Raw genomic sequence first — 21,817 nt, 5'->3', positions numbered from 1 at the left:
AGCTGCAGCGGAGTGCCTATCCGGTACCTATGGGAGGCGGAGACGTGGATCCGAACGGCAATGGTGCCGGAACTGAGTCTCATAACGGATCTGTTAGGCAGCGACTGGAAAACGTAGTCATCCGATTCGCGGGTGACTCCGGCGACGGCATGCAGCTTACCGGCGATCGATTCACCTCGGAGGCCGCGCTTTTCGGCAATGACCTCGCTACGCAACCGAACTATCCGGCCGAGATCCGGGCCCCCGCAGGGACACTGCCCGGGGTCTCCTCCTTCCAGATTCAGATTGCCGACTACGACATCCTCACCGCCGGTGATCGTCCCGACGTGCTGGTGGCGATGAACCCGGCGGCGCTCAAAGCGAATCTCGGCGACCTGCCGCGCGGCGGGATGGTGATCGCGAATTCCGACGAATTCACCAAGCGCAACCTGACGAAAGTCGGTTACGTGACCAACCCGCTGGACACCGACGAACTCGAGGAATACGTCGTCCACGCCGTGCCGATGACCACTCTGACGCTGGGGGCCGTCGAGGCGATCGGCGCGACGAAAAAAGATGGCCAGCGCGCGAAGAACATGTTTGCGCTGGGACTGTTGTCGTGGATGTACGGGCGACCGATTCAGACCAGTGAGAACTTCATTCGAGAGAAGTTCGTGCGCAAGCCCGAGGTCGCCGAGGCCAACGTGTTGGCGCTCAAGGCCGGGTGGAATTACGGCGAAACCACCGAGGCTTTCGGCACTACCTACGAGGTGTCCAAGGCTTCGCTGCCCGCTGGTGAGTACCGGCAAATTTCGGGCAATACCGCGATGGCCTACGGCATCGTTGCCGCCGGCCAACTGGCCGACAAGCAGGTGATGCTGGGCAGTTACCCGATCACCCCGGCGTCGGACATCCTGCACGAGCTGTCCAAGCACAAGAACTTCAACGTCATCACCTTCCAGGCCGAGGACGAGATCGGCGGTATCTGCTCGGCCATCGGGGCGTCCTACGGTGGTGCACTGGGCGTCACCAGCACATCGGGTCCAGGTGTCTCACTGAAGTCGGAAGCCCTGGGTCTGGCTGTGATGACCGAGCTGCCTTTGATCGTCATCGACGTGCAGCGCGGCGGCCCGTCGACGGGTCTGCCCACCAAGACCGAGCAGGCCGACCTGTTGCAGGCCCTGTTCGGGCGCAACGGCGAATCCCCGGTCGCGGTGGTTGCACCGCGGTCGCCGTCGGACTGTTTCGAAACCGCCATCGAGGCGGTGCGCATCGCGGTGTCCTACCACACTCCGGTGATCGTGCTGTCCGACGGCGCGATCGCCAACGGCTCTGAGCCGTGGCGCATTCCGGATATCAGCTCGTTTCCGCCGATCATGCACAAGTTCGCTATCCCGGGCGAGCCGTTCCAGCCGTATGCCCGCGACCCGGAGACGCTGGCCCGGCAATTCGCGGTGCCCGGAACACCCGGTCTGGAACACCGCATCGGTGGTCTGGAAGCCGCCAACGGCTCGGGTGCCATCTCTTACGAGCCGGTCAACCACGACCTCATGGTGCGGATTCGTCAGGCCAAGATCGACGGCATCAGCATCCCGGACCTCGAAGTCGACGACCCCACCAACGATGCCGAGTTGCTGCTGATCGGCTGGGGCAGTTCCTACGGGCCGATCGGCGAAGCCTGCCGGCGTGCGCGTCGCAAGGGCATCAAGGTCGCCCACGCCCACCTGCGTTACTTGAACCCGTTCCCCGCCAACCTCGGCGCCGTGCTGCGGCGCTACCCGCAGGTGGTCTGTCCGGAGATGAACCTCGGCCAGTTGGCGATGCTGTTGCGGGCGAAGTATCTGGTCGACGTGCAGTCGGTCAGCAAGGTGCATGGCCTGTCGTTCCTGGCCGACGAAGTGGGCCGGATCATCCGCGCCGCGCTGGGCGGGACGCTGGCCGAGATCGAACAAGATAAGGCGATGGTTGCCCGGTTGGCGGCAGCCACGGTCGGAGCGGGTGTGGACGGATGACCCGCGTGACCAGCCCAGAGCGAAGCGACAAGGAGGAGCGGCGCTCGTGACAAACGTGATGAGCAATTTGGCCGGCACTGATCTGGGTTTGACCGAGTCGACGACCAGCCATCGGCCGACCAAGCACGATGGCGTGCCCGTCACGGACCAGCCGCAGAAGGGCAAGGACTTCACCAGCGACCAAGAGGTGCGGTGGTGCCCGGGGTGCGGCGACTACGTCATCCTCAACACCATCCGCAACTTCCTGCCGGAACTGGGGCTGCGCCGCGAGAACATTGTGTTCATCAGCGGAATCGGGTGTTCCAGCCGGTTCCCGTACTACCTGGAGACATACGGCTTCCACTCCATCCACGGCCGTGCCCCGGCCATCGCGACCGGATTGGCGCTGGCCCGGGAGGATCTGTCGGTTTGGGTGGTCACCGGCGACGGCGATGCGTTATCGATCGGTGGTAACCACCTGATCCACGCGTTGCGCCGCAACGTGAACATCACCATTTTGTTGTTCAACAACCGGATCTACGGCCTGACCAAAGGTCAGTACTCGCCGACCTCGGAAGTCGGAAAGATCACCAAGTCGACGCCGATGGGTTCGCTGGACCATCCCTTCAACCCGGTCTCGCTGGCCCTGGGCGCCGAGGCGACGTTCGTCGGCCGTGCGCTGGATTCCGACCGCGCGGGCCTCACTGAGGTGTTGCGCGCCGCGGCCCAGCACCGTGGCGCGGCACTGGTCGAGATCATGCAGGACTGCCCGATTTTTAACGACGGCTCCTTCGACGCGCTGCGCAAGGAGGGCTCCGAAGACCGGCTGATCCGGGTGAGCCACGGCGAACCGATCGTCTTCGGCGCGGACGGTGAATATTGCGTGGTGAAGGCGGGATTCGGCCTCGACGTGGCCAAGACTGCGGATGTGGCGGCGGAGGAGATCGTCGTGCACGACGCACACGATGACGACTCGGCCTACGCGTTCGCGTTGTCGCGACTGTCGGATCAGAACCTCGATCACATGGTGACGGGCATCTTCCGGGACATCAGCCGGCCCACCTACGACGACGCGGCCCGCGCCCAGGTTCAAGCCGCGCAGGACGCCAGCGCGTCCGACCAGGCGGCGCTGCAGTCGTTACTGCGGGGCCGCGACACCTGGACCGTGGACTGAGGTGGGCGCGCAGGTGACTGACGGGGCTGCACCGATTGGCGCACTCGCCGGAATAGTGCTCGCCGGCGGTGAATCGCGACGCATGGGCCGTGACAAGGCCACCCTGCCCGTTCCAGGCGGGACAGGCACGCTGGTCGAGCACGTTGTTGACGTGGTAAGCCAACGCTGTTCGCCTGTCTACGTGGTGGCAGCTCCCGGGCAACCGTTGCCGACACTGTCGGCTACAATCCTGCGCGACGAGGTGCGGGGGCTGGGGCCATTGCCCGCCGCCGGGCGCGGACTGCGCGCAGCCGCGGCCGCCGGGGCCCGGTGGGCGTTTATCGCTGCGGTCGACATGCCCTCTCTCACAGCTGATTTGATCGATGATCTGTTGCGCTTGGCGGTGGAGACCGATGCCGAAGTGGTAATGCCCTGGGATGGTCGCAGCCACTACCTGGCTGCGGTGTATCGGACGGATCTGGCCGAGCGGATAGATAAGCTAGTCACGTCCGGCAAGCGGAGCATGCGTGCGCTGATCGACGCGTCGGACTCTCAGCAGATAGTGCTGGCGTCCTCAGGGGTGTTGGCCAACGTAAACACCGAGGACGATTTGCTCGCTCCGGCGCGGTCTGGTCGCTAGCGTTATACCGGTATTGCACATATCGCATTAATTTGCAATGCATTTCGATGTCGCGCGTATTCGGGGCGATGCTCTGAATCCGCTGAAGCATTGTCTAGCAATATTTTTCAGAATTCGAGACGTCGAATTCCTGCGCTTCGCGAATGGCTGGTGCGGGTGACACGCCGTGTCGGATGGTGCCGGAAGGTGTTGCTGCGCTCGGTATTCGGTATTTCGCGCCTCGGGTGTGACGACTGGAATCCGGTGTTCGACTTTGGAGCCCTGTGTGGGGCAGATCACTTGTAGTCGAATGGCTGCGCCGCGATTAGCCACGTGTCGGACATGAAACCCCGTGGCCCAGCTCACAATCTCTGCGTGATTCGGCTCACGAAAAGGCTTCTGCGACAAAGGATCGCCCGTACACCGAAACGTCTGGCTGACCTGCGGGAACCATTCGTTTGCCGGCTTGTGATCCCCCCGTAATCGATCCGACATCTCCACTGAGCCGAGATGACGAATCCAAATCGTTATCGTACGGTCCATCTAGCCCGAAAGCGGGTCGTAACAAACCGAAAATTGAATCCACGGATACGCGTGTGAGCGGAACTGGGTATGGCACCCGAAAGCGGGGCCAGCCCAGTGGGTGATGGCTTCCAGCCAACCTGGACGGACCAGTCCTCCGCTGTCGTGCCGGAACGAGACGGCACGCCCCGAAGCTAGTCAGCGTCCTATTGACGCACCAAGTACCACCTCAACCCACCACCGTGGGCTGTCTTCGGCGCGCGCGCAACGAAAGGAACAAGCTTGAAGCACGTCCGCAAGACGCTCATCGTCGCCGCGATTACAGGGACTCTGGTGACCGTGCCGACCTCCGGCATCGCTCATGCGGATGTCCCGGGCGTCGACCCCAATGTCGCCCCCGGCTTCGACCCCGGCGCCCCGGCACCCGATGCGCCGCCGGCCCCCGAGAATGCGGGCTTCGACCCGAGCCAGCCGGCTCCGGACGCACCGCCCGCCCCGGACGCTCCGCCTGCGCCGGACGCCCCGCCTGCGCCTGACGCGCCTCCGGCCATGGAGAACGCGGGCTTCGACCCGGGCCAGCCGGCGCCCGACGCACCCCCGGTCGACGAGGTCCCCGCGCCCGCTCCGGTCCGCGCCTACAGCGTGAACTGGGACGCGATCGCGCAGTGCGAGTCCGGTGGTAACTGGGCTATCAGCACCGGCAACGGCTACTCCGGTGGCCTGCAGTTCACCCCGAGCACCTGGCATGCCAACGGCGGATCGGGCTCCCCGTCCGGCGCCAGCCGTGAGGAGCAGATCCGGGTGGCCGAGAACGTGCTGCACTCGCAGGGCATCGGCGCGTGGCCGGTCTGCGGCCGTCGAGGCTGATCAAGGATCAATAGCGCTCATCGCGCGCGACAAGTGCCGGGCTGCGCAGCCCGGCACTTTGTCGTTTCCGGGGCCGTACCCCCGCTCGTGCGGGCGCGAGTAGCGTCGGGCGAGTGACTCAAACAACGCGCGAATTCGACATCGTCCTCTACGGCGCAACGAGCTTCGTGGGGAAGTTGACCGCTGAATATCTCGCCCGCGCCGGCGGCGACGCACGAATCGCGTTGGCCGGCAGGTCGAGCGACAAGCTCAAGGCGGTTCGCGAGAGTCTGGGGGAGTCCGCCCGGTCCTGGCCGCTGGTGTCCGCGGACGCCACATCGCCGTCCACACTGGACGAGATGGCCGCCCGCACCCAGGTCGTCATCACCACCGTCGGGCCCTACGCCCGCTATGGCCTGCCGCTGGTGGCAGCCTGTGCGGCCGCTGGCACCGATTACGCGGACTTAACCGGCGAGCCGAACTTCATCCGCGACTGCATCGACCTTTATCACAAGCAGGCCGCCGACAACGGTGCACGCATCGTGCACGCCTGCGGCTTCGATTCGGTGCCGTCTGATTTGTCCGTATACGCACTCTTTCGCGCCGCGCGCGCCGAGGGTGCGGGGGAGCTGACGGACACCAACTTCGTGGTTCGGGCATTACGGGGCGGTGCTTCCGGGGGAACCATTGCCACGGCGGTCGAGATGATGCGCACCGCATCGAGTGATCCCGATGTACGGCGTCAGTTGGCCGATCCCTACACCCTCAGTACCGACCGCGCGGCCGAGCCGGAGCTCGGCGCGCAACCCGACCTCACCTTGCGTCGAGGTAGTCAAATTGCACCTGAACTGGCAGGTCTATGGATGGGCGCTTTTGGGATGGCACCCTCCAACACTCGAATCGTGCGACGTAGCAACGCGCTGATGGATTGGGCTTATGGCCGCAGATTCCGCTACACCGAAACCATGAGCATGGGCTCGTCACCGCTTGCTCCGGTCGCCTCCGTTGCTATGACGGGATTTTCCGCCGCTCTCCTGGGCGTGGGCAGCCGCATTATGAATCGGGTGCCGCAAAGCCTGCTGGAGCGTGTCCTGCCCAAGGCCGGCAGCGGGCCCAGTGAAAAGACACGCGAGAGCGGGTTCTACAGGGTCGAGACGTACACGACCACGACGACCGGAGCGCGCTACGTGACGCGCATCGAACAACGCGGCGACCCCGGTTACAAGGCCACTTCGGTGATATTGGGCGAGTGTGGTCTGGCCCTGGCCAAAGACCGGGAAGCGCTCTCCGAGTTGCGTGGTGTGCTGACCCCGGCCGCCGCGATGGGTGACGCGTTACTGGCGCGGCTCCCAAGCGCGGGTATATCGCTGCAGACCGAACGGTTAAATTGACGCGCGGGTTCGAGTTGCGCTGCGTCTAGGGGTGTCGAACCAGATCGCGCGAGTCTAGTGTCGTAAGGGACTCGCCGTTACCTAACCGCAACGAAGGTGGATAGCCAATGCCCGGGCTCGATGACTTGTACGCGCAGATTCCGACCTCGGACATCGCGTCCAAGCTTGGTGCAGACCAAGGCGAGGTGGACAAGGCGGTTCACACGCTGGTGCCGGTGCTGTTGAGCGGATTGCAGCACAACTCAGCGGATCCCGAGAACGCCAGCAAGATCGAGTCCGCTGCTAGCGGCCACGCCGCCCGGGGATTGCTCGATGCCGGCGGCGGGGTGGACCAGGTGGACGAAGCAGACGGACATCAGGCCGTCGCAACGCTGTTCGGTGGTAAGGACACCGATCAGGTCGCGGCTGCACTGGCCAGCGGCGGAGCGGGCAATAGCGATCTGATCAAGCAACTGTTGCCCGTCATACTCCCAATTGTGTTGGCGTACATAGGAAAACAGCTCGGCTCCGGCGGCGCGGCGGAGACCACTGCCGCGCAGCAGCGCACGTCCGGCGGCGGGCTGGGCGACATTTTGGGCAATATCCTCGGCGGCGGTAACGACAAGTCGCTCGGCGGCATCCTCGGCAGTGTGCTGGGATCCAAGGGTGGCGGTCTGGGCGACATCCTGGGCGGCCTGCTCGGCGGCAAGAAATAGCCAGCGCGGCAAAAGAATTGCGTGGATCGGAATCATGTCTGAGCCGTCTCGAGGTCAGTAGTTTTCGAGTTCAGGGGTGTTGGGTACGACGGTTGATGTTGACCGGCTAACGGAGATTGAGAGGGAATAGTCATGTCAGACACACTCACCGAGGGACAGAAACTGGTGCGGGGGGAGTCGCTGGTTTCGAACAACGGGGCGTACACCCTTACCCTGCAGGACGACGGCAACCTGGTGCTCGCCTCGTGGGGCAAGCCGCTGTGGTCCACTGGGACCAACGGGCAGGAGGTGGTGCGGGCCGAGGTGCAGCGGGACGGAAACTTCGTGCTCTACACGGCAGACAAGCCGGTATGGCACAGCGACACCAAGGGCAAGAAGAACGTCAGGCTGGTTCTGCAGGACGACCGCAACCTGGTGCTCTACTCCGGTGACGGTGCCGCATGGTCCACCAAGACCGAAACCGACGCGCCTCCGCCGCCCAACCCGAACGCCGAAGCCGCGTCCGCCGCCGTCGATGACAAGAGCGCCGATGACAGCGCACCGGCCGAAGAGGTGTCGGCAGCGGTAGCCGAAGAGCCGGCCGAGCCGGCCCCGCCCGCCGCGCGGACCTACACCGTGGAGTCCGGCGACACCTTGTGGGCCATCGCAGAGCGTTTCTACGGAGACGGCAGCAAGTACCAGGTGATCGCCGATGCCAGCGGCATCCCCAACCCGGACCTGATTCACCCCGGCCAGGAGCTCACGATTCCGTAATCGGGCGTTTGCGCTGCGAATTCAGGGCCATAGACGGTGGCGTGGCTGGCGGTTCCTAGAATTGACCGGTGACCGCCAGTTCCCGCCCCGCCGACGACCAGCTGCCCAAGTCGTGGGATCCGGCCGCGATGGAGGGTGCGATCTATCAGAAGTGGCTCGATGGCGGCTACTTCACCGCTGACCCGGACAGCACCAAGCCGGCGTACTCGATCGTCCTGCCGCCGCCCAATGTGACCGGCACCCTGCACATGGGTCACGCGCTGGAGCACACGATGATGGACGCACTGACTCGGCGAAAGCGCATGCAGGGTTACGAGGTGTTGTGGCAACCCGGCATGGACCATGCCGGTATCGCGACCCAAAGCGTGGTGGAAAAGCAACTCGCCGTCGACGGCAAGACCAAAGAAGACTTTGGCCGCGAGTTGTTCGTCGAGAAGGTGTGGGACTGGAAGCGTGAGTCCGGCGGCGCGATCGGCGGCCAGATGCGCCGGCTGGGCGACGGGGTCGACTGGAGTCGCGACCGGTTCACCATGGACGAAGGCCTGTCGCGGGCGGTGCGGACAATCTTCAAACGCCTCTACGACGCCGGATTGATCTATCAGGCCGAGCGCCTGGTCAACTGGTCACCGGTGCTACAGACCGCGATATCCGACCTCGAGGTCAACTACCAAGACGTCGAAGGCGAGCTGGTGTCGTTCCGGTACGGCTCGCTCGACGACTCCCAACCGCATATCGTGGTCGCCACCACCCGGGTGGAAACCATGCTGGGCGACACCGGGATCGCGGTGCACCCGGACGACGAGCGCTACCGGCATCTGGTCGGGACCAGGCTGCCGCACCCGTTCGTCGACCGCGACATGATCGTGGTCGCCGACGAACATGTCGACCCCGAATTCGGTACCGGTGCGGTCAAAGTCACGCCAGCTCATGACCCGAACGACTTTGAGATCGGACTGCGCCACCAGCTGCCGATGCCCTCGATTATGGACACCAAGGGCCGCATCGCCGACACCGGCACGCAATTCGACGGTTTGGACCGCTTCGAGGCCCGGGTTGCGGTGCGTGAGGCACTGGCAGCCCAAGGCCGAGTGATCGAAGAGAAGCGGCCCTACCTCCATAGCGTCGGGCACTCCGAGCGCAGCGGGGAACCAATCGAGCCGCGACTCTCACTGCAGTGGTGGGTGCGGGTGGAGTCGATGGCCAAGGCAGCCGGCGACGCGGTTCGCAACGGCGACACGGTGATTCACCCCGCCAGTTTGGAACCACGGTGGTTCGCGTGGGTCGACGACATGCACGACTGGTGCATCTCACGTCAGCTGTGGTGGGGTCATCGCATCCCTATCTGGTACGGGCCCAACGGCGAGATGGTGTGCGTCGGTCCCGACGACACCCCTCCGGACGGTTGGGAGCAGGACCCCGACGTGCTGGACACCTGGTTCTCTTCGGCGCTGTGGCCGTTTTCCACTCTGGGCTGGCCGTCCGAAACCCGGGAACTGGAAAAGTTCTATCCCACAAGCGTTCTGGTCACCGGATACGACATCCTGTTCTTCTGGGTGGCCAGAATGATGATGTTCGGTACCTATGTCGGAGGTGACGACGCCATCACCCTGGACGGTGCGCGTGGTCCGCAGGTGCCGTTCACCGACGTGTTCCTGCACGGCCTGATCCGCGACGAGTTCGGCCGCAAGATGAGCAAGTCCAAGGGCAACGTCATCGATCCACTGGACTGGATGGACAAGTACGGCGCCGACGCGTTGCGGTTCACTTTGGCTCGCGGCGCCAACCCCGGCGGCGACCTGGCCATCGGCGAGGATGCCGTCCGGGCGTCCCGCAACTTTGGCACCAAGCTGTTCAACGCGACCCGCTACGCGCTAATGAACGGCGCTGCGCTGGCTCCGTTGCCGCCGCTGGAACAGCTCACCGACGCCGACCGCTGGATCTTGGGCCGGCTGGAAGAGGTTCGGGCCGAAGTGGATTCGGCTTTCGACAGCTACGAGTTCAGCAGGGCGTGTGAGTCGCTGTATCACTTCGCCTGGGACGAATTCTGTGACTGGTATGTCGAATTGGCCAAGACTCAAATTGCCCAGGGGCTGACCCACACGACAGCGGTGCTGGCCGCCGGCCTGGACGCGTTGTTGCGGCTGCTGCATCCGGTGATCCCGTTCATCACCGAGGCGCTCTGGCAGGCTCTCACCGGGCAGGAATCGCTGGTGGTCGCCGACTGGCCCAAGCCATCCGGGATCATTTTGGATCCTGTTGCGGCTCAACGCATCACCGACATGCAGAAGCTGGTCACCGAGATCCGCCGGTTCCGCAGTGATCAGGGCCTGGCCGACCGGCAGAAGGTGCCCGCCCGACTGAGCGGGGTGGACGACGCGGATCTGGCGGCGCAGGTGCCCGCCGTGACATCGCTGGCCTGGCTCACCGCGCCTGGCGGCGACTTCGAGGCGTCGGTGTCGCTGGAAGTGCGGCTGAGCGCCGCGACCGTAGTCGTCGAGCTCGACACCTCGGGCACCATCGACGTGGCTGCCGAACGCCGGCGGCTGGAAAAGGATTTGGCCGCGGCGCAAAAAGAGCTGGCCGCCACCGCGGCCAAGCTAGCCAACGCGGACTTTCTGGCCAAGGCTCCCGAAGCTGTCGTCGCCAAGATCCGCGGTCGTCAGCAGCTGGCGCAGGAGGAGTCGGACCGGATCGCCGCGAGACTGGCTGCGCTGCAGTGAATTCCGAATCTTCCGACTGGTCCGAGCAGGCCACCGATGTCCCGCCCACGCCGGACGAGATCGCCTCGCTGCTCCAGGTCGAACACCTGCTGGACCAGCGCTGGCCGGAAACCAAGATCGAGCCGAGCCTGACCCGGATCAGCGCGCTGATGGACCTACTCGGCTCGCCACAGTTGAGCTACCCGTCGATCCACATCGCTGGCACCAACGGCAAGACCTCGGTGGCCCGGATGGTCGACGCGCTGCTCACCGCCCTGCAGATGCGCACCGGGCGCAGCACCAGCCCGCACCTGCAGGCCGCGGTCGAGCGCATCTCGATCGACGGCAAGCCGATCAGTCCGGCGCGCTACGTGGCGACGTACCAGGAGATCGAGCCGTTCGTGCAGATGATCGACCAACAGTCGGAGGCCATCGGCGGGCCTCGCATGAGCAAATTCGAGGTGCTCACTGCGATGGCGTTCGCGGCCTTCGCGGACGCGCCCGTAGATGTCGCCGTCGTCGAGGTCGGGATGGGTGGACGGTGGGACGCCACCAACGTCATCAATGCGCCGGTTGCCGTCGTTACCCCGATCAGCGTCGACCACGTGGAGTACCTCGGCCATGACATCGCCGCGATCGCGGGGGAGAAGGCGGGCATCATCACCAGGGCGCCTGAGGGCGCGCCTGACACCGTCGCGGTGATCGGGCGGCAGCAGCCCGAGGCGATGGAGGTGCTGCTGAGCCAAACGGTGCGCGCCGACGCCGCTGTGGCCCGGGAGGATTCGGAGTTCGCGGTGCTGGGGCGGCAGGTCGCGATCGGTGGTCAGGTGCTCGAACTGCAGGGCCTGGGTGGGGTGTACTCCGAGATCTACCTGCCGCTGCACGGGGAGCACCAGGCGCACAACGCGGCGGTGGCGCTGGCCGCGGTCGAGGCATTCTTCGGCGCGGGGTCCCAGCGCCAACTTGACGTCGACGCCGTGCGGGCCGGCTTTGCCGCCGTCGCCAGTCCCGGGCGGATGGAGAGGATGCGCAGCGCCCCAACGGTTTTCATCGATGCCGCGCACAATCCCGCCGGTGCCGCCGCGCTGGCGCAGACGCTCACCGACGAGTTCGACTTCCGGACTCTGGTCGGAGTCCTCAGCGTGATGGCCGATAAGGACGTCGACGGCATCTTGGCCGCGTTGGAACCGGTGTTCGACTCGGTCGTGGTGACCCACAACGGGTCGCCGCGGGCACTCGACGTCGAGGGGTTGGCGCTGGCGGCACAGCAGCGATTCGGGCCGGACCGGGTGATCACCGCCGAGAACATGCGCGAGGCCATCGACTCAGCGACCGCGCTGGTGGACGCCGCGGCTTTGGAAGAAGAGCTAGTGGGCGAGACATTTTCCGGGGCCGGGATCGTCATCACCGGCTCGGTAGTCACCGCCGGCGTGGCCCGCACCCTGTTCGGACGTGATCCGGCATGACCGAGCAGCCGACGCCGACCAACGCCGTCCCCGACCCGTGGAAGAGCTTCGCCGGGGTGATGGCGGGCACGCTCATTCTCGAGGCGATCGTGGTGCTGCTGGCGATACCGGTGGTCGGGGTGGTTGGCGGCGGCCTGGGTGCGGGTTCGCTGAGCTATCTGATCGGGCTGGCAGTGGTATTGGTGGCGTTGGCCGGTGTTCAGCGCAAACCGTGGGCGATCTGGGTCAATCTGGGAGTACAGTTGCCGCTGGTCGCCGGCTTTCTGGTGTATCCGGCGGTGGGGTTCATCGGGGTGCTGTTCGCCGCGGTATGGGCGCTGATCGCCTATCTGCGGGCCGAGGTCCGGCGGCGCCAGGAACGGCCGCCTGGTCAGTAGCCGGTTTGGGTGCGGCCCGTCGGACCTCTACTGTTAGCCAGCGTGACCGAACGGACCCTGGTACTGATCAAGCCCGACGGCGTGCAACGCCAGTTGACCGGCGAGATTCTCAGCCGCATTGAGCGCAAAGGTCTCACCATCGCGGCTTTGGAATTGCGGATGGTCGGCGACGAGCTGGCCCGCCAGCATTACGCCGAGCACAGCGGCAAGCCGTTCTTCGGGTCGTTGCTGGAGTTCATCACGTCGGGACCGGTGGTGGCTGCCGTGGTGGAGGGCCCGCGGGCGATCGCCGCGTTCCGGCAACTCGCCGGCGGCACGGACCCGGTGGACAAGGCCACACCCGGCACCATCCGGGGAGATTTCGGCCTTCAGACGCAGTACAACCTGGTGCACGGTTCCGATTCGGCCGAATCGGCCGAGCGCGAGATCGGGCTCTGGTTCCCCAGCCGCTGACAGCCCCGCGCTGGTAGTGGTTTGCGGGGTGCCCGGCTCAGGGGTGCTCAACTCCATTCCCGCGTGTGGGATACTGACTCTCGGGTGAACGTCGTCGAACCGGCGTCGGTCACCCGAATGAAGACTTCGACAAGCGCGACCATCGCCAGTCCGCGGTGCGGCGCAGCGGGTCGGGCCGTCATTCAGTACGGCGCCGAGTGGGTTCGATCTGGGCTGCTCGGGGCGAGACCATCACAAGCCCGGGAGAAAGTAACCCGGACTCATAGCGAAGCCCTCGCGTGGCCGCGTCGATAGGACGACGCGCCCGGGGGCTTGAGGAGAATTCGTGGTAGACGGTGCCCCATCTTCAGAATCATCAGCCGAGCCGACAAAGCACGAGGATCTGCCGGATCGCCTGAGGGTCCACTCGCTGGCACGGACCCTGGGTACCACCAGCAGGCGGGTGCTGGACGCGCTGGCGGCGCTGGACGGGCGGGTCCGCAGCGCCCATTCCAGCGTCGATCAGGTTGACGCGGTGCGGGTGCGCGACCTGCTGGCGGCACAACCCGACGCCCAACCCGAGGCGCAGCCTGCCGAGTCTGAGCCCGTCGAGCCAGAGTCCCGGCTGCTGCTCGAGACGCCGGAGACACCCGAGCCGGCCGCCGAGCGCCCCCACTACATGCCGCTCTTCGTCGCGCCGCAGCCGCTGTCCGAGCGGGCCGGGACCGCCGTGGCTGCCCCCGCCGAGGAGATCGCGGAGGACACCGAGGAGGACGGCTCCGAGGACGACGGCTCCGGCGCCGACGACGACGATCCGGCCGACCGCCCGGCCAACAAGCGCCGCCGCCGGGGTCGCCGCGGCCGCGGCCGCGGCCGTGGCGAGCAGGGCGGTCCGGACGGGCCCGGGGACCAGGACCAGAGCGGCCAGGACGGTTTCGGCGACGACACCGATGCCGATCAGGACCAGGATTCCGACGACGGCGACGACGGCGACGGCAGCGAGAACGGCGACGACGACAACGGTACTGGTGAGGGTGGCAGCCGTCGTCGTCGGCGACGCAGGCGGCGCAAGTCGGGCGGCGGCGAGGACGGAGACGACAACCCGTCACCCGACGACCCACCCAACACCGTCGTGCACGAGCGCGCACCGCGTGGCGGTAAGTCGGGCTCGGACAACGGTGACTCGTCGGGTTCCGGCGAGATCAAGGGCATCGACGGCTCGACGCGGCTGGAAGCCAAACGCCAACGTCGCCGAGACGGACGCGACGCCGGCCGGCGCCGTCCGCCGGTACTGAGCGAGGCCGAATTCCTGGCCCGGCGCGAGGCCGTCGAACGTGTGATGGTGGTCCGCGACCGGGTGCGCACCGAACCGCCCCACCCCGGCGCGCGCTACACCCAGATCGCGGTGCTCGAAGACGGCATCGTGGTCGAGCATTTCGTGACGTCGGCTGCTTCTGCTTCGCTGGTGGGCAACATTTACCTGGGCATCGTGCAGAACGTGTTGCCGTCGATGGAGGCGGCGTTCGTCGACATCGGCCGCGGCCGCAACGGTGTGCTGTACGCGGGTGAGGTGAACTGGGAGGCCGCCGGCCTGGGCGGCGCCGATCGCAAGATCGAGCAGGCGCTCAAGCCCGGCGACTACGTCGTCGTTCAGGTCAGCAAGGACCCGGTCGGGCATAAGGGCGCGCGACTAACCACGCAGGTGTCGCTGGCCGGGCGCTACCTGGTCTACGTGCCGGGCGCATCGTCGACCGGGATCAGCCGCAAGCTGCCCGATACCGAACGCCAGCGGCTCAAGGAGATCCTGCGCGAGGTGGTGCCGTCCAACGCCGGGGTCATCATTCGCACCGCGTCGGAGGGCGTCAAAGAGGAGGACATCCGCGGCGATGTCACCCGGCTGCAGGAACGCTGGAACCAGATCGACGCCAAGGCCGCCGAGACCAAGCAGAAGGCCGCGGGTGCCGCGGTGGCGCTCTACGAAGAGCCCGATGTGTTGGTCAAGGTCATCCGGGACTTGTTCAACGAAGACTTCTCCGGGCTGATCGTATCCGGCGACGAAGCCTGGACGACGATCAACGAATACGTCAATTCCGTTGCCCCCGATCTGGTTTCGAAGCTCACCAAGTACGAGCCGGCGAGCGAGACCGGGCCCGACGTGTTCGCGGTGCACCGCATCGACGAGCAGCTGACCAAGGCGATGGACCGCAAGGTGTGGCTGCCGTCCGGTGGCACGTTGGTCATCGACCGCACCGAGGCGATGACGGTGATCGACGTCAACACCGGCAAGTTCACCGGGTCTGGGGGCAACCTGGAACAAACCGTCACCAAGAACAACATCGAGGCCGCCGAGGAGATCGTGCGCCAACTGCGGCTGCGTGATATCGGCGGCATCATCGTGATCGACTTCATCGACATGGTGCTGGAGTCCAATCGGGACCTGGTACTGCGCCGGCTGACCGAGGCGCTGGCCCGCGACCGCACCCGTCACCAGGTGTCGGAGGTGACGTCGCTGGGACTGGTCCAGTTGACCCGCAAACGGTTGGGGACCGGTCTGATCGAGGCATTTTCGACGTCTTGTCCGCAGTGTGCGGGCCGCGGGATTCTGCTGCACACCGACCCGGTCGATTCCGCGCCAGCGACCGGACGTAAGTCCGAATCCGCCAGTCGGCGCAACAGGCGGTCGAAAAAGAACCGGTCCGAGGAAAACGATGAGAAGGCCGTCGTGGCCAAGGTGCCGGTGCATGCCCCCGGTGAGCACCCGATGTTCAAGGCGATGGCCGCCTCCTCGCGCGATGACGACGAAGCCGACGAGTCCGGAACGGACTCACCTGGTGCGGATGACGAGGAGCTGGCCGCCGACTTGGTCGCTGCGGACAACGCCGACGAGGCGGACTTCGAGGACGCCGACGAAGACACCGACGACTCCGATGATGACGAGGACTCCGATGACGAGGATGACCTCGACGACGAGGATCTGGTCGACGACGACGACCTCGACGACGACGACGATGACGATGACGATGGCGACGACGATGACGATGACGACGACGATGGCGACGACTCCGACGAGATTGACGACGAGGACGACGAGGACGACGAGGACGTCGCCGAGATCGACGACGTCGAGGATTCCGATTCCGATGAATCCGACGAGCTCGACGGCGATGACGACGTGTCCGACGACTCCCGAGCCTCCGTCGTGGTGGTCGAGCAGGTCTCGGTTATCGGGCCGCGTCGCAGGCGCGCAGCCGGCCGCCCGGCCGGACCGCCAATCCACGCTGACTAGAACACAAAACCACGAAAGAGGACTAACAGCAGCACGCCGCGTGACTGACCCGGTTTGACCCTGTAGCCGCTGGTCACGTACCCTTGGACAGTTGTCGTCAGGCCGGGCAGAGGCTGGCCGGTGACAGCGGGGCCACAGATCTCGAACTGGACCCGCACAAGACCACCCACCGCGCGCCGTCGTTAACACGCGCGCGAAGCACGAGGACGAAGAGGCAGGAGAACCGATGGCGACCTACGCAATCGTCAAGACCGGCGGGAAGCAGTACAAGGTCGCCGTCGGCGACGTCGTCAAGGTTGAGAAGCTGGAGTCCGAGCCGGGCGCGAGCGTGTCGCTGCCGGTCGCCCTGGTCGTCGACGGCGCCGATGTCACCACCGACGCGAAGGCACTGGAGAAGGTCGCGGTCACCGGTGAGGTGCTTGAGCACACCAAGGGTCCCAAGATCCGCATCCACAAGTTCAAGAACAAGACCGGCTACCACAAGCGCCAGGGGCATCGTCAGCAGCTGACGGTTCTCAAGGTCACCGGCATCAAGTAGCGAGTAGGGAGCGACAGACATGGCACACAAGAAGGGCGCTTCCAGCTCGCGCAACGGTCGGGATTCGGCAGCCCAGCGACTCGGCGTCAAGCGGTTCGGTGGCCAGGTGGTTAAGGCCGGCGAGATCCTGGTCCGCCAGCGCGGCACCAAGTTCCATCCCGGCGTCAATGTCGGTCGCGGCGGCGACGACACCCTGTTCGCCAAGGCGGCCGGGGCGGTCCAGTTCGGCGTTAAGGGCGGCCGCAAGACAGTGAGCATCGTCGGACCCGCCGCCGACTGACCGCTGCAGGCGTGTCCGAGCGCGCGCCGGTAGTCGATTGAGGGGATAGCCCGATGCCTCGATTCGTCGATCGGGTCGTCATACACACGCGGGCGGGCTCCGGCGGCAACGGCTGCGCCTCGGTCCACCGCGAGAAGTTCAAGCCGCTGGGAGGTCCCGATGGCGGCAACGGCGGCCGCGGCGGCAGCATCGTCTTCGTCGTGGACCCGCAGGTCCACACGTTGCTGGACTTCCATTTCCGGCCACACGTCACCGCGCCGTCGGGCAAGCAGGGAATGGGCAACAACCGCGACGGCGCCGCCGGCGCGGACCTGGAAGTCAAGGTTCCCGACGGCACCGTCGTGCTGGACGAAAACGGCCGGCTGCTGGCCGACCTGGTCGGCACGGGCACGCGGTTCGAGGCCGCCGCCGGCGGCCGCGGTGGCCTGGGCAACGCCGCGCTGGCCTCCCGCGCCCGCAAGGCTCCCGGCTTCGCGCTGCTGGGCGAGCCAGGGCAGGCCCGTGACCTGACACTGGAACTCAAGACCGTCGCCGACGTCGGGCTGGTTGGCTTCCCCTCCGCGGGCAAGTCCTCGCTGGTATCAGTCATCTCGGCGGCCAAACCCAAGATCGCCGACTATCCGTTCACCACGCTGGTCCCCAACCTCGGCGTAGTCTCTGCCGGCGAAAACTCCTTCACGGTTGCCGACGTGCCGGGCCTGATCCCGGGCGCATCGCAGGGCCGCGGACTGGGCCTGGATTTCCTGCGCCACATCGAGCGGTGCGCGGTGCTGGTTCACGTGGTGGACTGCGCTACCGCCGAGCCCGCCCGCGACCCGATCTCCGACATCGACGCACTGGAAGCCGAACTCGCCGCCTACACACCCACCCTGCAGGGGGACGCGGTGCTGGGCGACTTGGCCGAGCGGCCACGGGCGGTGGTGCTCAACAAGATCGACGTGCCGGAGGCCCGCGAGCTGGCCGAGTTCGTCCGCGACGAGATCGCGCAGCGCGGCTGGCCGGTGTTCCTGGTGTCCACTGTCACCCGAGAAGGGTTGCAGCCATTGATCTTCGGGCTCTGGCAGATGGTTTCGGAGTACAACGCGGCGCGCCCGGAAGTGGTGCCGCGACGGCCGGTGATCCGCCCGGTTCCGGTGGACGACAGCGGTTTCACCGTGCAACCCGACGGTCAGGGCGGATTCGTGGTCACCGGTACCCGGCCCGAGCGCTGGATCGGCCAGACCAACTTCGACAACGACGAGGCCGTCGGGTACCTGGCCGACCGGCTGGCCCGCCTTGGTGTCGAGGAGGAGTTGCTGCGTCTGGGCGCGCAGCCCGGCTGCGCGGTGACCATTGGCGACATGACGTTCGATTGGGAGCCGCAAACCCCTGCGGGAGTTGATGTTCCGTTGACCGGGCGGGGTACCGACGCGCGGCTGGAGCGCACCGACCGGGTCGGTGCCTCCGAACGCAAGGCGGCCCGGCGGCAGCGCCGCGAACGCGGTGCGCAACCTGGCGAACTCGAATGACCAGCCCGCACCGCGACGCCGTCCGTACTGCGCGCAGTCTGGTCGTGAAAGTGGGCACCACCGCACTGACCACCGAGTCGGGCATGTTCGACATCGGTCGGTTGGCCGACCTGGCCGATGCTATCGAGACGCGGATGAAGGCGGGCACCGACGTGGTCATCGTTTCCTCGGGGGCTATCGCCGCCGGTATCGAGCCACTCGGGTTGGCGCGTCGGCCAAAGGATTTGGCGACCAAGCAGGCAGCGGCCAGCGTCGGGCAGGTCGCGTTGGTCAACTCGTGGAGTGCGGCGTTCGCCCGGTACGGACGTACCGTGGGGCAGGTGCTGCTGACTGCGCATGATATCTCGCAGCGGGTGCAGCACACCAACGCCCAGCGCACACTGGACCGGCTGCGCGCACTGCACGCGGTGGCGATAGTCAACGAGAACGACACGGTGGCCACCAACGAGATCCGGTTCGGCGACAACGACCGACTCTCGGCGCTGGTCGCGCATCTGGTGGGCGCTGACGCGCTGGTGCTGCTGTCTGACATCGACGGTCTCTACGATGCAGATCCTCGAAAAGTCAAGGGCGCCCGATTCATTCCCGAGGTGACCGGCCCGAAGGATCTGGATGGGGTGGTTGCGGGTCAGGGTAGCCACCTGGGCACCGGCGGGATGGCGTCGAAGATGTCCTCGGCGCTGCTGGCCGCCGATGCCGGGGTGCCTGTCCTGCTGGCCCCGGCGACCGATGCCGCGGCCGCGCTCACCGACGCCTCGGTGGGCACCGTGTTCGCGCCGCGCGCCGAGCGGATGTCGGCGCGCCGGTTCTGGGTGCGTTACGCGGCCGAGTCCGCCGGTTCGCTGGCGCTGGACGCCGGTGCGGTACGCGCGGTTGTCTCCCAGCGTCGTTCGCTGTTGCCCGCGGGTGTTACCGCGGTGTCGGGCAAGTTCTTCGGTGGCGACGTCGTCGAATTGTGCGGGCCCGACGGCGTCGTGGTGGCGCGCGGCGTGGTCGCCTATGACGCAACCGAACTCGCCACCATGATGGGCCGGTCCACCTCGGCGCTACCCGATGAGCTGCGCCGGCCTGCCGTACACGCCGACGACTTGGTGGCCGTGTAACCAGGCATCTGCGCAGCTATTTGGCTGTCTCCAAATACAGTGCGCCCCAGATTATTTCGACCAATGTCGCGGCCAGTTCGGCGTCATATTCGGGCGGTCTTGTAGGTAGGTTTTGCTGGCAGGCCCGCTCGACCATCCAGGTCAGGGCAGAGGCGGTGGTGACCGCGGGCAGCTTGCTGCGGATCGAGCCGTCGGCCTGCCCTTGCCCGATGACCTCGGTCACCTGCTCGATGACAGCGCCCAACAAGTCGCGGTAGGCGCGGGCGGTCGCTGGGTCGTAGCCGGAAACCTCGTTGAGCGCGATCAGTACTGGCTGATGACGGCGGTAGCTGTCGATGATCCCCGAGATCGCTGCCCGAACGTCGTCGGGATTGTGCCGCGAGGCGACGTCCCACCAGCGGCGCCCGTTGCTGGCCAGGTCGTTGAATACCTGGCCGGCCAGCCGGCGCAGCAGGTGGCCCTTGTCCTCGAAGTAGATGTAGAAACTGGCGCGTGAAATACCTGCCTCGGTCGCCAGTCGGTCGACGCTGAGCTCGGTGAAGCTGGTGCCGTCGCGCATCAGCCGTTCGGTGGCTTCCAGGAGGCGGGCTTCCATCTGCTCTTGCCGCTGTCGGCGTCCCTGCTCGCGATTGCCCGGTGATTTGCGGGTCACGGTCGGCATAACCCGAGCATATCGAACCCGCAGACGTGTTGACTAGACACTATGTCTAGGCATAATGTCGTGACTATCCCGTTGTGACCGACGCCATAGTCGACGTGAGGATCGCCCCGATGACCAGCCCGACGAGCATTTCGTCCCAAACGTTGAACAGTTCGTCCCAGGCGGATGCCAGCACCCGTCCGTACGACACGATCGACTTGTCGTCGAAAGCGTTCTGGACCTCCACCGCGGCCGACCGGGAACGCTCGTTTGCCGTGTTGCGCGCCCAACGCCCAGTGAGCTGGCAGCCGCCCGTGGAAGGTGACCTGATCGAGAATCCCGCCGACCCCGGTTACTGGGCCGTCACCCGCCGCGCCGACATCGTCACCGTCAGCCGCAACAACGATGTGTTCCTGTCCGGCAAGGGGGTGATGTTCGCCGACATTCCCGAAGAACTCCTGGAAGCCTCGCAGTCCTTCCTGGCCATGGACCCGCCGCGACACACCAAGCTGCGCAAGCTGGTCAGCGCCGCATTCACCCCGCGCCAGGTCCGCCGTATCGAGGAGTCTATCCAGCGCAACGCCCGCACCATCGTCGAGGAGTTGCGGGCCGCCGGTAGCGGTGCCGACTTCGTCGACCTTTGCGCCAAAGAGCTGCCCATCCGCACCCTGTCCGACATCGCGGGCATCCCCGCATCCGAGGAGCATCAGGTAGCCAGCGCCGCCGATGCCGTGGTGTCTTGGGCGGACCCCGAGTACCTCGCCGGGCGTAACCCGCTCGAGCTCCTGGTCCAGAACCAGGTCTATTTGCACCAGGTGGCCGGGGCGCTGGCGGCGGAACGCCGGGAGAAGCCCGGCGACGACCTGTTCAGCGCGCTGGTAAACGCCGAGGTGGATGGCGACCGGCTCACCGACGCCGATGTGGCTGCCTTCTTCGTGCTGCTCGCGGTAGCCGGCAACGACACCACCCGCCAGACCGCAAGTCACGCACTGAAGGCGTTGACCGACTTTCCCGACCAAAAAGCCTGGCTGCAGGCGGATTTCGACAATCGAATCGGCACGGCCGTAGAGGAATTCATCCGCTACGCCACCCCCGTGATGACATTCCGGCGCACTGCCGCAACAGATTACGAACTGGGCGGCCGGCAGATCCGCGCTGGCGAGAAGGTGGCGATGTTCTACGCCTCCGGCAACTGGGACCGTGAGGCGTTCGACCACCCGGAACGGCTGGACCTGGGTCGCAATCCCAACCCGCACCTGGGGTTCGGTGGTGGCGGCGTACACTTCTGCCTTGGCGCCCACGTGGCCAGGGCGCAACTGCGCGCCCTGTTCGGCGAGTTGCTCCGCCAGGTTCCCGAGATCCGATCCGGGGAGCCGTCTTACGTCGTCGGCAACTTCATCCACGCGATCCGCCGCTTGCCCTGCACCTTCTGAAGTTCGGCTCGATCCCGAGTACAGTCGCGCACGCCTGTGACTGTGCCGGGTGACCGCGTAGGCGTTCGCTTCAAGAACTCGTCAAGAAATCGTTGAGAATCCGCAC

At 66.0% G+C, this 21,817-nt stretch carries 18 protein-coding genes; 17 read left to right on the top strand and 1 reads right to left on the bottom strand.

Annotated features, from left to right (window positions below; genetic code table 11):
* The first annotated feature begins 44 nt into the window (after positions 1 to 44).
* The 16 genes from H0P51_RS19115 (at position 45) to proB (ending at position 19,638) form a co-directional block, all read left to right on the top strand.
* Complete coding sequence (locus tag H0P51_RS19115) at positions 45 to 1,991, top strand: 2-oxoacid:acceptor oxidoreductase subunit alpha (protein WP_180914479.1); 1,947 nt, start codon at positions 45 to 47, stop codon at positions 1,989 to 1,991.
* 58 nt (positions 1,992 to 2,049) lie between these two features.
* Positions 2,050 to 3,144 carry a 2-oxoacid:ferredoxin oxidoreductase subunit beta gene (locus H0P51_RS19110; protein WP_180919090.1) on the top strand — a complete coding sequence of 365 codons (1,095 nt, stop codon included), beginning with the start codon at positions 2,050 to 2,052 and terminating at the stop codon, positions 3,142 to 3,144.
* Positions 3,145 to 3,226: 82 nt separating this feature from the next.
* Positions 3,227 to 3,763, top strand: coding sequence for a molybdenum cofactor guanylyltransferase (gene mobA, locus H0P51_RS19105; protein ID WP_180919089.1), 537 nt, complete (start codon positions 3,227 to 3,229; stop codon positions 3,761 to 3,763).
* A gap of 783 nt (positions 3,764 to 4,546) precedes the next feature.
* Entirely contained in the window at positions 4,547 to 5,131 is a 585-nt protein-coding gene (locus H0P51_RS19100; protein WP_180914478.1) for a transglycosylase family protein, read from the top strand.
* Positions 5,132 to 5,244: 113 nt separating this feature from the next.
* A complete protein-coding gene (locus tag H0P51_RS19095) occupies positions 5,245 to 6,501 on the top strand; it encodes a saccharopine dehydrogenase family protein (protein ID WP_180914477.1) in 1,257 nt (418 codons plus the stop codon).
* Between the two features lie 107 nt (positions 6,502 to 6,608).
* Positions 6,609 to 7,196: a DUF937 domain-containing protein gene (locus tag H0P51_RS19090; RefSeq protein ID WP_180914476.1), complete on the top strand. Its 588-nt coding sequence runs from the start codon at positions 6,609 to 6,611 to the stop codon at positions 7,194 to 7,196.
* A gap of 132 nt (positions 7,197 to 7,328) precedes the next feature.
* The gene (locus H0P51_RS19085) at positions 7,329 to 7,949 is read left to right on the top strand and encodes a LysM peptidoglycan-binding domain-containing protein (RefSeq protein ID WP_180914475.1); all 621 of its coding nucleotides are present in this window, start codon (positions 7,329 to 7,331) and stop codon (positions 7,947 to 7,949) included.
* Between the two features lie 68 nt (positions 7,950 to 8,017).
* Positions 8,018 to 10,669 carry a valine--tRNA ligase gene (locus H0P51_RS19080; RefSeq protein ID WP_180914474.1) on the top strand — a complete coding sequence of 884 codons (2,652 nt, stop codon included), beginning with the start codon at positions 8,018 to 8,020 and terminating at the stop codon, positions 10,667 to 10,669.
* Positions 10,666 to 12,114: a bifunctional tetrahydrofolate synthase/dihydrofolate synthase gene (folC, locus tag H0P51_RS19075; protein WP_180914473.1), complete on the top strand. Its 1,449-nt coding sequence runs from the start codon at positions 10,666 to 10,668 to the stop codon at positions 12,112 to 12,114. Before H0P51_RS19080 ends, folC begins: the two co-directional genes overlap by 4 nt.
* Entirely contained in the window at positions 12,111 to 12,491 is a 381-nt protein-coding gene (locus H0P51_RS19070; RefSeq protein ID WP_180914472.1) for a DUF4233 domain-containing protein, read from the top strand. The genes folC and H0P51_RS19070 overlap by 4 nt, the downstream gene beginning before the upstream one ends.
* Positions 12,492 to 12,533: 42 nt before the next feature.
* Positions 12,534 to 12,944, top strand: a complete 411-nt coding sequence (gene ndk / locus H0P51_RS19065; protein ID WP_180914471.1) for a nucleoside-diphosphate kinase — start codon at positions 12,534 to 12,536, stop codon at positions 12,942 to 12,944.
* A gap of 325 nt (positions 12,945 to 13,269) precedes the next feature.
* A complete protein-coding gene (gene rne, locus H0P51_RS19060) occupies positions 13,270 to 16,209 on the top strand; it encodes a ribonuclease E (protein WP_180914470.1) in 2,940 nt (979 codons plus the stop codon).
* A gap of 226 nt (positions 16,210 to 16,435) precedes the next feature.
* A complete protein-coding gene (gene rplU, locus H0P51_RS19055; protein WP_180914469.1) occupies positions 16,436 to 16,747 on the top strand; it encodes a 50S ribosomal protein L21 in 312 nt (103 codons plus the stop codon).
* 19 nt (positions 16,748 to 16,766) lie between these two features.
* Positions 16,767 to 17,027, top strand: a complete 261-nt coding sequence (rpmA, locus tag H0P51_RS19050) for a 50S ribosomal protein L27 (RefSeq protein WP_180914468.1) — start codon at positions 16,767 to 16,769, stop codon at positions 17,025 to 17,027.
* Positions 17,028 to 17,080: 53 nt separating this feature from the next.
* A complete protein-coding gene (gene obgE / locus H0P51_RS19045) occupies positions 17,081 to 18,535 on the top strand; it encodes a GTPase ObgE (protein WP_180914467.1) in 1,455 nt (484 codons plus the stop codon).
* Entirely contained in the window at positions 18,532 to 19,638 is a 1,107-nt protein-coding gene (gene proB, locus H0P51_RS19040) for a glutamate 5-kinase (RefSeq protein ID WP_180914466.1), read from the top strand. The genes obgE and proB overlap by 4 nt, the downstream gene beginning before the upstream one ends.
* Before the next feature lie 16 nt (positions 19,639 to 19,654).
* On the opposite strand, the gene H0P51_RS19035 is transcribed toward proB, so the two are convergent.
* A complete protein-coding gene (locus H0P51_RS19035; RefSeq protein WP_180914465.1) occupies positions 19,655 to 20,299 on the bottom strand; it encodes a TetR/AcrR family transcriptional regulator in 645 nt (214 codons plus the stop codon).
* A 110-nt stretch (positions 20,300 to 20,409) separates the two neighbouring features.
* Between H0P51_RS19035 and H0P51_RS19030 the strand changes: the two genes are divergently transcribed.
* Positions 20,410 to 21,711, top strand: a complete 1,302-nt coding sequence (locus H0P51_RS19030) for a cytochrome P450 (RefSeq protein ID WP_180914464.1) — start codon at positions 20,410 to 20,412, stop codon at positions 21,709 to 21,711.
* Positions 21,712 to 21,817 lie beyond the last annotated feature (106 nt).

It is taken from the genome of Mycobacterium vicinigordonae, from assembly GCF_013466425.1.
In the GTDB taxonomy this organism is placed as follows: domain Bacteria; phylum Actinomycetota; class Actinomycetes; order Mycobacteriales; family Mycobacteriaceae; genus Mycobacterium; species Mycobacterium vicinigordonae.
Note: the sequence above shows the minus strand (reverse complement) of the source record. Positions and strands in the feature narration are given on the sequence as shown.